Here is a 15,033-nt window from a genome sequence, read left to right on the forward strand (position 1 = left end):
GAGTGAATGAAATAGATGTCGTCTTTAAAACAGATACCGGCATATTCAATTACCGAGTGGTAGGAATATGGAAACAAAATGGAAAGGTACTGATACATAAGAGTGTATTTGACACGAATTGGGCGCTGCCAGGAGGACGAGTTACACTTGGAGAGACCTCACAAGTTGCGCTTATTCGCGAATTTCAAGAAGAATTAGCGATTGATATCGGGGTTGGACAGCTATACTGGGTCGTGGAAAACTTTTTTAATTTTAAGGGCGACGCATTTCATGAGATTAGTTTCTATTATGAAGTATTGACTAGTGATACATCATTATTAGATCAAGAGGCATTCCATGGTCCAGAAGGGGAGCGATTGCTATACAAATGGGTACCAATTGAAACTTTATCCGAATATGAATTGCTCCCTAGCTTCCTTAAGACCAGCCTAAAGAAGCTGCCAAGCCATACGGTACATATTATCAATCGAGATGGGGAAGACAAATGACCAGAATTAACGGAAATTCAATCTACATTCGTACATTTAAAGCTGACGATGCGGAAGAATTACTCGACTTGCAGCTTACCAATCGTGATTTCTTTGAGAAGTTCTCAACAAATCGGGATAGTGATTTTTATACCCTTGAGGGACAAAAGAAAAGAATTCAAGAATATGCCAAAGGCTGGGAGCTTGATCAGCAATATATGTTTGGTATTTTTACAATGGACAACGATGCATTAATCGGTACCATTAATCTATTCGAGGTACTCCGCGGCTCCCTGCAAGGTGCTTTTATCGGTTATTTTCTCGACAAAGAGCAGAACGGAAAAGGGTTTATGACAGAAGCAGTAAAGCTAGTCGTAACCTATGCCTTCAATCAGCTGCAATTGCATCGAGTCGAAGCAGGCGTTATGCCACATAATATCGGCTCCATACGTGTCTTGGAAAAGGCTGGATTCCACAGAGAAGGAATTGCTGTGAAAAATGTTAAAATAAATGGCAAATGGGAAGACCACCAAGTATTAGCAATCATCAATCTGAACGATTAATATTATCGGTCTGTTTCCTTATAGGTGATCTTGATGACTTCCTCTGTTTTTGGATTATAGGAAATATCGATAAACACACCGAATTCCTTTTCTTTGCCCTTAAGCCATAGCTTGAACTTTTCGACTGTCGTGTCGCCTTTTGTTTCTTTACCAATATGGAGATAGTCAATGATTTGTGCATTCGGGTATTTTGCTTTCGTCTTTTCCATTGCTAGCCGGCCCCATTTTGCATAGGAAGGAATCACGATTTCGGCATTGGCTGAATTATCAATGGTAGCAAGATAACTTATTGGCAGGAAGAGCACAATTATCACCATTAGTTTTTTCATCATAACAAAAAACCTCCTTTTCTATAGGATGTGTCAATTGAATAAAATTATGAAGGGGCGAGAAAAATGACGACAATTTGTTTAGTAAGACACGGAGAAACAGACTGGAATCTACTTGGAAAAATTCAAGGAAAAACAGATATCCCTTTAAATGATACCGGAAGAAAACAGGCTGACGAGTGTGGTGCATACTTAAATGCAGATGATTATGATATTTTAATTTCAAGTCCAATGAAGCGAGCAAAAGAAACAGCAGAAATTATTAACAGCTATTTAAATCTGCCGGTGATCGAAATGGCTGATTTTGCAGAGCGAGCATTTGGTGATGGGGAAGGACTGACATTAGAAGAGAGAATTAAGAAATATCCAGATGGAAACTATCCAAATCAAGAAGAAAGAGAAGACTTTAATAACCGAGTCATGACTGGAATTAAAAAGGTATGTGATGCGTATCCAAATGAGCGGGTATTGCTTGTTGCCCATGGTGCAGTGATTGGCATGATTTTATCAAATTTATCAAATGGGGAAATTGGCTCTGGGAAAACGAAGCTCATGAACGCATGCATCAGCAACATCCATTTTGAAGAGGATCAGTGGGAGATAAAGGATTATAATCAGGTGAGGCATTTATCTAGTTTTGCTGAGAAGGGGTCAATATGACATTAGACAACTTTGAAGAATACGATGACCGGTCTTATTTTTATTAAGATTTGCAGGAACCACCAATAACAGCTGATTGTTATCAGATGGTTTATGTTTGTAGGGAATAATATTTAGTAAGCTGAACGAACACTTTTAGTAAATTCCCAAATTACATCAATTAATGTTCGTTCAGCAATATGGAATTATTCTAGTTTCATCTAGGATTCATAACCTTTCATGATCGACACAATATCCTCATAACATCCAGCGTTCGCTAAAATATAGTCGCCGCCAACTAAATAATCGACTGGACTGCCATCAAATTTGCTCATTTTTAGCCCTAACTCTTTTGCGAATATTAATTGTGCTGCTAAATCCCAAGGACCTGAATCAGAATTGACGAATGCTGCAAACTTGCCATGAAATACATGGATAGAATCGATGCCACCACAACCAAAATTACGAATATCGAAACATTGATTTACAAGTTTGGCAAAATTAGATTTTGTATGCCATCTGCCAATATCACAAGAAACTAATCCATCCTCTAATGAGATGGGAGCAGGTGATATTATTTTTACTCCGTTTAAAAAAGCTCCCTCATTTTCCATCGCATGATACAAATCATCATTCATCACATCGTATATGTATCCAAGCTTACCGACATTATTTTCATAATAAGAGATTAATACACAAAAATGGTCTATCTGTTTCAGAAAGTTTGTGGTGCCATCAATTGGATCAATAGTCCATACATGTTCAAGCGATTGTAGTTCCTCCGTCTGTTTGGTTTCCTCGCCAATAATTTCATGGCTCGGATAGTGCTCCTTGATTTTCGCTCGAATCATTGCTTCCACTTCTTTATCAATATTTGAAACTAAATCGCGACGATTGGACTTCGTTTCAATTGTTAGCTCCGTTGATAATGATTGATGAATAAACGAAATAATTTCTTTGAATCCTTGCTTTACTTGCATATCGATTTCCATTAAGCTACTAACCATTTTCATTCCTCCAAGCAATTAAACTTTTTCAAGTAATAACTACGTCCAAATTCATACTATTGTATTGCTTCATTTTTTACAATCATTTACACCACTCGATAAATTAAAACATTATTTGAGAATCATTTCCTGGGGAATATCGACAAATTTCGCATCTTGAGGAATAAGAAATGTCAATCCAATTTCTTAATTTCTTCTTCAATCAATACGCTTACAAAGAGTTTGTTCAAATATTTTCCTTTTGTAAATTTTCAGAACATATTAACAGGTTATCAACAAATTGTTAATAACTCAAAAGAGGATTCCCTAGTAAATAATAACTAAGAAATCCCCTAAAATTTTTAACTCATCTGCACATTATGCAAGTGTGCAAATATACCATTTTGCTCTAACAGCTCTTCATGACTGCCTTCTTCTTCAATTCCATTCTTCGTGACAACCATAATTCGGTCTGCATTTTTAATCGTTGCTAGGCGGTGGGCAATCACAAGTGTTGTCCGATCCTTCGCAAGTTCATTCAAAGCCTTTTGAATAATCATTTCCGTCTCGGTATCGAGTGCCGATGTTGCCTCATCTAGGATTAAGATTGGCGGATTCTTTAAAAACATCCGGGCGATTGCAATCCGCTGCTTTTGCCCTCCTGATAATTTCAAGCCACGCTCTCCAACCTGTGTTTCGTAGCCATCCGGTAATTCGCGAATGAATTCCTCCATATGGGCACGGCGCGCTGCAAGTTGGATTTCCTCGTCTTTCGCATCAAGATTGCCATACGCAATATTCTCGCGTAGTGTTCCCGTAAATAGGAATACATCCTGCTGCACGACGCCAATTTGCTGACGTAAGGATTCCTTCGTCATGTCGCGGATATCCATACCATCGATTGTGATACAACCGGCATTTACATCATAGAAACGTGGGATAAGCGACGATATCGTTGTTTTCCCAGCTCCTGATGGTCCAACGAATGCAATCGTTTCACCCGCACGGATTGTAAAGCTTAATGAATTTATGACTGGCGCATGTTCTTTTTCATAACCAAACGTAACATTATGGAAGGAAATATCCCCTCTTAAATTCCTTACTTGGACAGCATTCTCACGGTCCTTGACATCTGGCTCGACATCAAGTAGCTCGGTAAATCGCTTGAATCCAGCCATTCCCTTTGGATACATTTCAAGTAATGCCGTTATTTTATTGATCGGGTTGAACAATACATTTACGAACAGGATAAAACTAACAAGCTCCCCGTAGGACATTCTTCCTTGAAATGTTAGCCATGCACCTGTAACGAGAACGAGTAGAGTAATCAGGCGCATCAGTAAATAGATATTGGAATGAACGATTGCCATGACGCGATACGCGCCAATCTTGGCCTTCTTGAAACTGTTGTTATTCTTTGAGAAATTATCCATTTCAAATCCTTCATTCGTAAAGGATTGCACAACGCGTACACCCGATACTGCATCCTCAACATGCGCATTAACACCAGCAATATCCTCATACATTCTTTTCCATGATTTGTTCATCCTCACATTTCCAAAGGATATTAGGAAAATGAGAATCGGTATAGCGACCAAAATGATTAATGCAAGTTGTGGATTAATCGTAAACATGATTAGGAATGCACCAATAAAGGTCATAATGGAGATAAAGAAATCCTCTGGACCATGATGGGCTAGTTCCCCAAGATCAAATAAATCATTCGTAATCCGACTCATGATATGTCCTGTTTTCACGTTATCGAAGAAACGAAAGGATTGCTTCTGTACGTGATTAAATAACTCTTGGCGCATATCTGTTTCAATGTTTACCCCTAGTTTATGGCCAATATATGTAACGACATACTGCAAATACGTACTCAATATATAAACGAATAATAGCGACACCGCAACCGTTACAATAATATTCCAATCTCCACCAGGTAATAACTTATCAATAAACCATTGAACAGCAACTGGAAATGCGAGCTCAAGCAAGGCAACAAAAAGCGCCGCAGTGAAATCTACTATAAATAATCGCCGATGCGGTTTGTAATAGGAGAAAAAACGACGTATCACATATTCACTTCCTTTTCTTGATAGTACATAAATTATAAGGTTAATCCCTTTGTTTAGCAATAATTGGGCATCCTATCCTAAAGTGGATAACCATCTCGTTTTGACTACAAATTAACAGCATTATTAATAAAACTGTTGATAAGTCGTGGATAACGATTAAAATACTCTGAATAACCATAGTTATCCACATTTTTATCAACATATTCACAATTTCTCGTTGCTATCTTGTTACCGAACACCCTTTCCCTACTATATATGGATATTATCTACAGATTTATTAACAGCATGTGAATAACATTTGTTACTATGTAATCACTGCTTCGTATCTATACTTTATAATTGATTGTGTTACTTTTTATATAGACTGCGGACTAACTTAGAATGATGATTTGCTCACAGGCTAACCGCTCCAGAAATACACTTCGCGCACCTTAGGGGAGCTGACGAGCCAACTTGCGCTATCGCGCTTCGTTGTCTCGCCTAGGCTCTTCTTCCCGCAGGAGTCTACGTGTATTTCTTCCGCTGGGATTGTTAAAATACATCTAAAAAGAGTAACTTACCACTTACAATCGAAGTTGATTGAAAGGTTGGAATGGAACATTTTACGTGAATATCAACTACTAACAACACTCCATTCCAACAACCTATCATAAAACAGCTCAAACAAAAACAGAAGACTATCCCGTTAGAGAAAGCCTTCTGTTTTTGTTTATTGCTGTGATCCTAATGTTAATGTTGTTTCAAGTCTTTCACCATTACGATAGTACGCAACGGTTACTTCTTCACCGATCTTCTTACCCTGATATAGCACTTTACGTAAATCAATCATATCAAGCACAGGATCGCCATCAAGCTCTGTGATTACATCGAGTCGCTGTAAGCCTGCTTTATCAGCTGGGGATAATGGTTCGACACTCCAAACATAGACCCCACCTTTAACTTCTTGTGGCAGATGTAATGTATTTTTCCATTCAGCTTGTGGTACTTCATCAAGTGAGTAGATTTCAACACCGATATATGGTCGGATCACTTCGCCTGTCGCCTCTAGCTCTTCAATAATCGGCAGCGCGCTATCAATTGGGATAGAGAAGCCAATCCCTTCTACTGCCTCTTGATTAATTTTCATTGAATTAATTCCGATTAATTGACCATAAATATTGATTAATGCCCCACCACTATTCCCTGGATTAATTGCCGCATCGGTTTGAATAACCTCTGCTTGCCAATCCGCTCGGCCGTCTTGATTATAATCCTGTGGTACGGTTCGTTCGGTTCCACTTATGACACCTTGCGTGACGGAGCCTGCGAATGCTAGTCCTAGTGGATTCCCAATCGCAATGACTGGTTCACCAACCTTCACATTTGCGCTCGAGCCTATTTCAATGACCTTCTTTACCGCTGCACCGTCCATCTTTAACACTGCCAAATCAGAAAATAGATCACTGCCAACAATCTCTGCCTCTAAATGTGTGTCATCGGATAATACGACTTCGACGGAATTGGCACCTTCAATTACATGGTGATTTGTGACGACATATGCGATACCATCCGCATTTTTATAAATAATGCCAGATCCCGTTCCAGCTTCAACATCTTCCTGCTGCTCCCAAAAATCCGTTGTACTTTGGATATTCGTAACGCCAACAACAGCAGGGGATACTTCCTCGACCATTTCCGTTATTTGTGTCGACACATCAACCGTTACAGCTCGCGGTATGACGCTTGAGTCTTGATTAGTTTTCCCCGATTCAATCGTCGCCTCATTTGTTCCATTATCTATTGGAGCGTTCCCTTGCAGCCTACCAGAAGACATGACTGATGGCACAACTTCCACAACTAATAAAATCCCAATGATTATTCCTAGCAGTAATGGAATTAACCATCCACCCTTTTTCCTGCGATTACGTGATGGGTTCGGTGGGTAGTCCTGATCATAATATCCCATGAATTAACCCCTTATCCGATTTTGTTTTTAATTTCCTATTGTTATAGTATTTCCACACGATCGAAAAATATAAATTAGAAAAATAATCAAGGTAATTGGCTAGTCATTCTTGTAGTAGTTCTTCCAAACGTATTGCTAGTTACATCACTTCATACAATGCCGTAGGTTCTTTCGGATCTGTATCAAATAAATCGATTCTAATTCCTCTTTCTTGAAGCACGTCACCTACTGCCATACGTGCAAGTTCTTTCATGTTATTATCCAAACTAAGATGGGCTAAATAAATCCGCTTCGTGCGATTGCTAATGATCTCAGAAAGCGCTAATCCAGAATCTTCATTCGATACATGCCCTGAATCTCCTAGAATTCTGCGTTTGACGCTCCAAGGATAGCGGCCCATACGCAGCATTTCCACATCGTGATTTGCTTCGAAAATATACGCATCGGCATCTTCTACAGTCTTCTTTATTCGCTCCGACACATAACCGAGATCCGTAACAAGCGCAACCTTCTTCCCACTATGTCGGAACGTATAGAACATTGGCTCTGCGGCATCATGTGAGACACCAAAGGATTCGATTTCCATATCGCCAAAGGCTTTTACTTCTTCCATTCCAAACACGAATTTTTGGTCCAATGTCAGTTTGCCAATGGAATTCTCCATCGCCTTCCATGTCTTCTCATTCGCATAGATTGGCAAGTTATATTTTCTCGCAACAATCCCCAATCCTTTTATGTGATCACTATGCTCATGGGTTACGAGAATCCCAGAAAGTGTTGTTGGATCAACATGGACCTTACTGAATAAATGGTCCATCTGCTTGCCGCTTAATCCCGCATCAACCAGGAATCGCTCCTGATCTGATTCAATATAAAATGCATTCCCTGTACTTCCAGATGCTAAAACACTAAAACGTAATGTCATTCTGCCACACTCCGATTATCTATCTCTAACTTATTTATCACGTCTAAAAACGATTGTATTACTTCACTATCATTATTCAATGTTATGATTTTCTTCTCATCAGAATCAATCGTTGATATTAGAAAATCAATCTCATTGCCTGGAGAGGCTAGTCCTTCAATTGCATTCACGAAATAATTCCTTCCTCCATTGTTCTCCCCATTAACGGATACTTTCCATGTTGGTGCAAAGACCGGATTCCCTTCTGTTAGCCTTGCATAATAGCCGAGCACGACATCACCGGTTACTTTCTCATCCGCATTTAAATAGCCTCGATTATATAATGCCTCAATCGAACGTATCGGTTGGATTAATGTTTGTAATTCTCCTTGTGGCGCCACCTCACCAAGCAAGGTTTGTGTCAAATGGGTTATCTCATTTGATTCGTTTAAGAAAGCTAACACTAGCCCATTTTGATTAAAGTAAACCGGTCGATCGTTAATTTTCTGGAAAAAGATAAGCACATTTAAGTCCTTATTCCAGCCCCAGTACGTATATTGCTCAGGAAATAATAGGTAGCTCTTCACGATTTCACTGATTTTCTCCCCTGAAGTATCTTGTTCAATAGGGAGTGGATCTTCTAGTTGCGAAACAATGAAATAATTATCAATCACCTCTGTATGAAGACCCTTGTTTGCCATTAATGGTTGCAAATCTTCCTTCGTCAATATCCTTTGAGACACTGAAATATAGGGCTCCTTTTCAATTTCTCTAGTTTCTAATTTAGGAATGGTAATATTCTCTGCCTTTAACTGATCTTCAAAGCTTAGTTCCCGATTAGCTAATATGCCATTATCTGCTTCTTCCTGCTTTTGCACAAATTGAACAAGCAAATATATATCAAGTATGAGAAAACTGAGGATAAATAGCGTTTTTATATGCCCCCACTGCATCCTCAATCTCCTCCTTTTAATAGCTGATCTTCTGTTAAATTAATTTCATTCCATTCGCCATTTTCCAGCTTAAACCAGCCAGGAATTAATTCAATAACCCTATCTTTGGCATTACTTCCACTCGTTCTGCTTTCATCACTTTCATCATCATCATAATAGTAAACTAGCCTGTAACCGACGCGGATATCCTGGATATTCTCCAAATTATAGTTCCGGTTATTCGTTAAATATGCAACTAAATTCTGACCTGACATCAATTCTACTGTACTGCCGCCTAATGGGTTGTTCAACTGAAAAAGCGGACGAGAATATTCACTAAGCCGTTGATTAATCCATTTTTGATCTATATAGGATAGATTGAATGCATTATATATTGGATATTCACCGTAGTACATCTGGTACCTGACAGAATTTTCCTTTGCGTTAATATCCATTAGGTAATATTCATCTGTCCAGCCAAAATGACTATTAATATCTGCAATACTATTTGTTAATATATCTGCCGCTGTTTGGTCATCCTCGATTGAGTCCTCTGAATATGGGTTGACGAACTCCATTCTTTCACTGTTCCCATACACATGCATGCCACGTTGTGAATCGGTATAGTAGGTATCCCCAGTTTCAGATGAGTACGTCCGGCTTACAATCGATGGATCCTGGAAGAGGACCTCTATTAATTGATTCGGAACATCAATTAAACTATACGTAATGGACTGCTTTCTAATGTTTTCTGCATCCATTGGGATATAGATTGGTTTCGCCGTTTGATCCAATGAGAGATACTCTTTAAGTAGCGAATCATCCTCTAATTGGAAATAACTCCAAAGTTTGTCATAATAACTAGACTCATTAATTACTGCTGTTGCTTCGTTTCTACCATCAATCGAGAGAATTTCAATTTGAATTGACTTATTGTCCGGATGAAATGCAAAATACATCCGGTCAAATGACCAATTTGGCATGGCCACATTTACGTCCGTAATCTTCATGATACTTTTCAATATTTCCATTGGTAGTTCACTAGGGAAAATTACCTCTACTTCATTTTCATTCGGGGTTCTTCCGCTTACTAATCTTGTTTCTAGGTTGGAAATTGGCCATGTCTGCATCTGTTCATAAAGCGCCTCCCGTTTAAGTGGATCAACAAATCCATAATGATGGTCACCTATATGAAAAACAACTTCTCTTGGCTCAATCACGGTCCGCTTTTCTTCATTATCTTTTCCACCTATATCCACTGCCTCATTTACAGGCTTGTCGCTTACGGACGGTATATCTGGCTGATAGCTCCATAGACCGAATGTTAACAGTAAACTAATCCCGATTAAAACAATTAATATGAATGATTTTGCAGTTTCCATTTTCATCGATTATACCCCCGCTTCTGATTCATAAGCGGCAGGGTAAAGATTATCGTTGTTCCACGACCTTCTTTACTTCTTGCCCAAATCCTACCATGATGTGCCTCTACTAGTTCTTTTGAAATGGCTAATCCTAAGCCGGTTCCCCCTAGCTTCCTAGACCTCGCACGATCCGCACGATAAAAACGCTCAAAAATCTTCTCGAGTTTATCATATGCAATCCCTAATCCCTCATCTCGAATGCTTACTTGAAGGTAGTGACGTTTATTTTCAACCTTTAGCTGGATTTTTCCACCCTCTGGTGAATATTTAATTGCGTTAGAAATGATATTATCCAGCACTTGGGTCATCTTATCCTTATCAATCCAAACATTGAATTTTCCTTTTGGTAATTCGCGAACGAGCTCAATATGTTCTGGGATATGCATCTCAAATCGATCAATCACTTGATGGAAATACGTAATAAACTCTGTTCGTTCCTTATGCAATGGATACTCATTGGAATCCATTTTCGACAACTGTAATAAATCATTTACCATGCGGATCATTCGATCTGTCTCATCCTGTGCGACTCCAAGGAATCTAGGTGCAATTTCCTTATCCTGCCATGCCCCATCTGTTAATGCTTCGATATAGCTCTTCATTGTTGTTAAAGGTGTCCTTAATTCATGCGATACATTGGAAACAAAATCACGGCGTTCCTGCTCAATCTTCTCCTGCTCGGTTACATCACTTATAACAGAAATGAATCCGGTGATTTCATCCTCATCATCAGAAACCGTCGAGAAGTTTGCCCGAATTAAATAGATTTCATTATCCTCACTAAAATCAAGAATCATCGAACCACTATCCTGTAATTCGGATATATCGACAATTTTTTCATCTAATTGCAATACATCTAATAAAGAGTCACCAATAAGATCATCGGGGTCTTCCCCAAATAATCGTCCAGCAGGCTCATTCATTAATGTAATGATTCCCGCTGTATCTGTGGCAATCACACCATCCGACATATTGGATAAAATAGAACTGAGCTTTCGTCGTTCCTCCTCAATTGTCGAATAAGAATGCTTCAATCTGCTATTTAGATCATTAAATGCTTCGGACAATTGGCCAATTTCATCTTTTCCAAAGACATTTACCTTTTGCGTAAAGTCACCTTTTGCCATTGTCTGCGCTTGTTCACGCATTTCCATAATTGGCTTCGTAATCGTCCGGGCAACAAGGATTCCAATAAATGCGGATACACTTATTGCCAGCAATGAACCTTGTAAGAATATCTGATTAACGTCTTGAAGCTGATCATATACTTGTTGAATCGGCGCTTCTACATAAATAACTCCGGCAATTGCCTCATTCTTATATAATGGCACAGCCTCAATATATAAACGATCATTTGTTGTCTCATCCCTTAATGTCTCCTGGCTCGGACTATTAAATGTGAGCACTTGTTGAACAATGGGATAATTTACCTTCTTATCAAGATCATGAATTAATTCTTGGTCGTTCGTCCCCATCAGACGACTTTGATTATCTGTGACTTGGATATTGATTAGATCATCTGTACTTATTTCTTCGACAATTCGTTGTATATCTTCCTTTAATGTTGGCGTAGTGCCATCATCGCTGCGTTCTTCAATGAGTGCCTGTTCCAAATTATACGTAAGCAGCTTTAAACGGTCATTGACGGTCCCTTTAAAGTTATCGACAAGATTCTCTTCCAATCCCGTGATAAAAAACGAGCCAATAACCTGCACTGCAAGCAGTAACAGCAGAATATAAATGATAATAAACTTTAATTGTATCGAACGAAAAAAACCAACTTTATTCATCACAACTACTCCTGATCGGGATTACGTAAATAATAGCCTACCCCACGTCGGGTAACAATCCACATTGGGTTACTAGGATTCTCCTCAATTTTCTCACGAAGTCTTCTTACCGTTACATCAACCGTTCGAACATCTCCGAAATAATCATAGCCCCATACAGTTTCAAGTAAATGTTCTCTTGTCATTACTTGTCCAATATGACGTGCAAGGTAATGCATCAATTCAAATTCACGATGGGTTAATTCAATTTGAATCCCGTCTCGTGAAACAACATAAGCATCTGGGTGTACTGTAAGATTACCGATTTCGATATCCTTTGATTCCTTTGGCGCTTCTTCAGGTACCTGTTGTCTGCGTAAATTAGCCTTTACTCGAGCAATTAACTCCCGATTACTAAACGGCTTTGTCACATAGTCATCCGCTCCGAGCTCAAGCCCTAATACTTTATCAATTTCCGAGTCCTTTGCCGTTAACATAATAACGGGCATACTTTGCGTCTTTCTAATTTCGCGCAGTACTTCATTCCCATCTTTATTCGGTAACATAATATCTAGAAGGACCAAGTCAGGCCTCTCACTTTCCGCAATTTGGATTGCCTCATCGCCATCGTACGCGCAAATTACCTGATAGCCTTCTTTTTCTAAGTTGAATTTTAATATATCTGCAATTGGTTGTTCATCATCTACTACTAGAATTTTTTGATTCATCATTAGCACATCCTTTTCATCCCACTCTAACCTAGCTCTGGACCAACAAGATTATAGTTGATACTCTACTGCATGTTAGAGGCGATAATCGTTCTATCTTTATTATAATAATATTCATCTCAAAAACCATTACGGAGCTTAACGAGAGCTCCTATCTATTTTATCGCACTTTGAACGATATGTCTTTCATTTGGCAGATAAGAAAGCATAAAAGCTAGTTGCTATTTAGATAAACTGCTGATAACTTTAATTCAGAATTTCTTTGCCGAGGTCCGCAGCCCCCGTAGGAAGTGCTTTTCTTCCGAGGAGGCTGAGGCCGTGCCCGCGGAAAGCATCCGCCCGTAGCGAACTCGGACGGCGGATTAGCACATACTATTTGTAATTCAGTTAGTCCGCAATTTACATCAACTGCGAAATATTAGCCTTGATTTTAAAGATTAAGAAACTCCCCTACTGCAAAAGTACAATTAATGGACTAAATACAGAAGACAAAAAGGGCTAACCCCATTAAGAGTTAGCCTTCCATATATACTTCTATATTATTTAACGTAATTTAGCGGGTTTTGAAATACATCGTTTTTATGCACTTCAAAATGCAAATGGATTCCTGTTGAGTTCCCGGTAGATCCCATGACACCTATTTTACTTCCTTGTTCAATCGTCTGACCTACAGATACTTCAATGGATGAAAGGTGTGCATAGAGTGTTTTTAATCCATTGTTATGATCAATCACAATCTTGTTACCAAAGGTTCCATCAGCCCCTGCTGATATGACGACACCATTGTCCGCAGCTAGGATATTCCGGTTACTAGGCCGCGCAATGTCAATTCCCTTATGCATGCTGCCCCAACGTTCGCCAACCTGGCTGGAAATATAACCACCAACCGCTGGCCATACCATGTTACCTGTACCACGAGAAGGAACTACTTTTGTTCCTTTAATAATAACTTCCTTAACTGCCTCTTTTGTCGTCTTCTCTGCCTTTACTTCTTTTGCAGTCTGTTTTCCATTCGTTTCCTCAATGGAATAGAGGACTTCCTTCTTCCCATCTTTTCCTTCTTGCTTGATTTCTTCTTCACCCTTATACAATTCCTCAGATTCAATTATCTCTGTTTCATATGGAACCGTTTCTTCTAGCAATTCCTCTTCCGTTACAATCACATTGACAAAGGGATCCAGTGCAGTTACTTTGATTTCCTGACCGATATGCAATAAGGAATCTGCTGATAGACTTGGGTTTAATGCTAGTAAGTCTTTCGTTGCTAAGTCATAGTTACTTGCTATTTCTCCTAGAACGTCGCCTTCCTTAACTTTATGAGCCTTTTCCGAAAACGTCCCTTTCTCAAGTAAGGCAAGACCCTGTTCCATAGTCAAAACCTCTGCTGGCGCGACTTGCTTGTTAGCGACTGTTATATCATCTGATAACACAACATCGCGAATTAGCTTCTCGCCAATCACTACTTTATCTTCTACTTGTTCCCCTGGATCCTTACCAGTCTCTTCTTTCGCAGCAGCAATTTCTGTCAAAATATCCTCTGGCACATACTTTGCTTTATATGCATTTATCACCGCGTCTACTGCTTCCTCACTCTCAAAATAGCCGACAGTTCGATCCGCTATTTTGAGTTCGACAGCATTCGCTACAATCGCTGTATTTTCATCTAATAAATTCATTACTTCTTTATTGTTATAGGTTGGATTAAATACCTTCTCCGATATATAATCTACTTTCCGATCAATCATCAAATCTAAATCAGCGTATTTTGCTGCATCCGCTGCTATCTTTTCTTCCAAATGCTTCTCAACGATTTCCTGTTGATCAGCTTTTCCAATATGCTCACCATCTAAGTAAACGTGATAAACGGTCTTTAAATCATTTGTGTCCTCTGCACTCGCAGTCGTTGCCATTAATCCAAATCCAAGAAATGCTGTAATTGCTACTTTTCTCATAAAACGATAATTATTTCTATTTTTACTTTTTGCATCTATATTTCGCTTAAACATTAATATAGTTCTCCTTTAATACCTTGTAAATCGTATATAATCTATTCCTATTTATCCTCTATTAATCTACCATAGGAAATTTGGATTAGGAATAGATTGTCGATAATTGTAAAGAAACTGTATCATAACTCCCAGAAATTTGCTTTTTTTGGATGATAGGCTTGTGAGATTAACTACATGTTAATTGAGGGCAATTCAACTAGTTTGTTTACTCCAAGCGAATATAATTCCTCATTTAGGAAAACATATTCAAAAGGTTACAT

The 15,033-nt window shown here is 38.9% G+C and carries 13 protein-coding genes; 3 read left to right on the forward strand and 10 right to left on the reverse strand.

Annotated elements, in window-relative coordinates; translation table 11 throughout:
• Positions 1 to 2 precede the first annotated feature (2 nt).
• The gene (locus CWR48_RS19530; protein WP_211316786.1) at positions 3 to 488 is read left to right on the forward strand and encodes an NUDIX hydrolase; all 486 of its coding nucleotides are present in this window, start codon (positions 3 to 5) and stop codon (positions 486 to 488) included.
• Positions 485 to 1,030 carry a GNAT family N-acetyltransferase gene (locus tag CWR48_RS19535; RefSeq protein WP_115774968.1) on the forward strand — a complete coding sequence of 182 codons (546 nt, stop codon included), beginning with the start codon at positions 485 to 487 and terminating at the stop codon, positions 1,028 to 1,030. Before CWR48_RS19530 ends, CWR48_RS19535 begins: the two co-directional genes overlap by 4 nt.
• Before the next feature lie 2 nt (positions 1,031 to 1,032).
• Here the strand turns inward: CWR48_RS19535 and CWR48_RS19540 are convergent, their stop codons facing one another.
• Complete coding sequence (locus CWR48_RS19540; protein ID WP_342772483.1) at positions 1,033 to 1,362, reverse strand: YqzG/YhdC family protein; 330 nt, start codon at positions 1,360 to 1,362, stop codon at positions 1,033 to 1,035.
• 63 nt (positions 1,363 to 1,425) lie between these two features.
• On the opposite strand from CWR48_RS19540, the gene CWR48_RS19545 reads away from it, so the two are divergent.
• Positions 1,426 to 2,019: a histidine phosphatase family protein gene (locus tag CWR48_RS19545; RefSeq protein WP_115774969.1), complete on the forward strand. Its 594-nt coding sequence runs from the start codon at positions 1,426 to 1,428 to the stop codon at positions 2,017 to 2,019.
• A gap of 200 nt (positions 2,020 to 2,219) precedes the next feature.
• Here CWR48_RS19545 and CWR48_RS19550 read toward each other — a convergent pair whose 3' ends face one another.
• The 9 genes from CWR48_RS19550 to CWR48_RS19590 all read right to left on the reverse strand — a co-directional run bounded on the left by CWR48_RS19550 (position 2,220) and on the right by CWR48_RS19590 (position 14,770).
• Positions 2,220 to 3,005: an inositol monophosphatase family protein gene (locus CWR48_RS19550; protein WP_170140821.1), complete on the reverse strand. Its 786-nt coding sequence runs from the start codon at positions 3,003 to 3,005 to the stop codon at positions 2,220 to 2,222.
• Positions 3,006 to 3,346: 341 nt separating this feature from the next.
• Positions 3,347 to 5,062 (reverse strand): ABC transporter ATP-binding protein, encoded by a 1,716-nt coding sequence (locus CWR48_RS19555; RefSeq protein WP_115775084.1) that lies wholly within the window; start codon positions 5,060 to 5,062, stop codon positions 3,347 to 3,349.
• Positions 5,063 to 5,771: 709 nt separating this feature from the next.
• Complete coding sequence (locus CWR48_RS19560; protein ID WP_115774971.1) at positions 5,772 to 7,007, reverse strand: S1C family serine protease; 1,236 nt, start codon at positions 7,005 to 7,007, stop codon at positions 5,772 to 5,774.
• A 139-nt stretch (positions 7,008 to 7,146) separates the two neighbouring features.
• Positions 7,147 to 7,932, reverse strand: a complete 786-nt coding sequence (locus CWR48_RS19565; RefSeq protein WP_115774972.1) for an MBL fold metallo-hydrolase — start codon at positions 7,930 to 7,932, stop codon at positions 7,147 to 7,149.
• On the reverse strand, positions 7,929 to 8,864 hold the full coding sequence (locus CWR48_RS19570) for a two-component system regulatory protein YycI (protein WP_115774973.1): 936 nt from the start codon (positions 8,862 to 8,864) through the stop codon (positions 7,929 to 7,931). Before CWR48_RS19570 ends, CWR48_RS19565 begins: the two co-directional genes overlap by 4 nt.
• Before the next feature lie 2 nt (positions 8,865 to 8,866).
• The gene (locus CWR48_RS19575; protein ID WP_115774974.1) at positions 8,867 to 10,231 is read right to left on the reverse strand and encodes a YycH family regulatory protein; all 1,365 of its coding nucleotides are present in this window, start codon (positions 10,229 to 10,231) and stop codon (positions 8,867 to 8,869) included.
• Entirely contained in the window at positions 10,228 to 12,057 is a 1,830-nt protein-coding gene (gene walK, locus CWR48_RS19580; RefSeq protein WP_115774975.1) for a cell wall metabolism sensor histidine kinase WalK, read from the reverse strand. Before walK ends, CWR48_RS19575 begins: the two co-directional genes overlap by 4 nt.
• A gap of 5 nt (positions 12,058 to 12,062) precedes the next feature.
• On the reverse strand, positions 12,063 to 12,764 hold the full coding sequence (gene yycF, locus CWR48_RS19585; RefSeq protein ID WP_115774976.1) for a response regulator YycF: 702 nt from the start codon (positions 12,762 to 12,764) through the stop codon (positions 12,063 to 12,065).
• A 539-nt stretch (positions 12,765 to 13,303) separates the two neighbouring features.
• A complete protein-coding gene (locus CWR48_RS19590) occupies positions 13,304 to 14,770 on the reverse strand; it encodes a M23 family metallopeptidase (RefSeq protein ID WP_115774977.1) in 1,467 nt (488 codons plus the stop codon).
• Between the last annotated feature and the right edge of the window lie 263 nt (positions 14,771 to 15,033).

The sequence above is a fragment of the Oceanobacillus arenosus genome (genome assembly GCF_003369575.1).
In the GTDB taxonomy this organism is placed as follows: domain Bacteria; phylum Bacillota; class Bacilli; order Bacillales; family Amphibacillaceae; genus Oceanobacillus; species Oceanobacillus arenosus.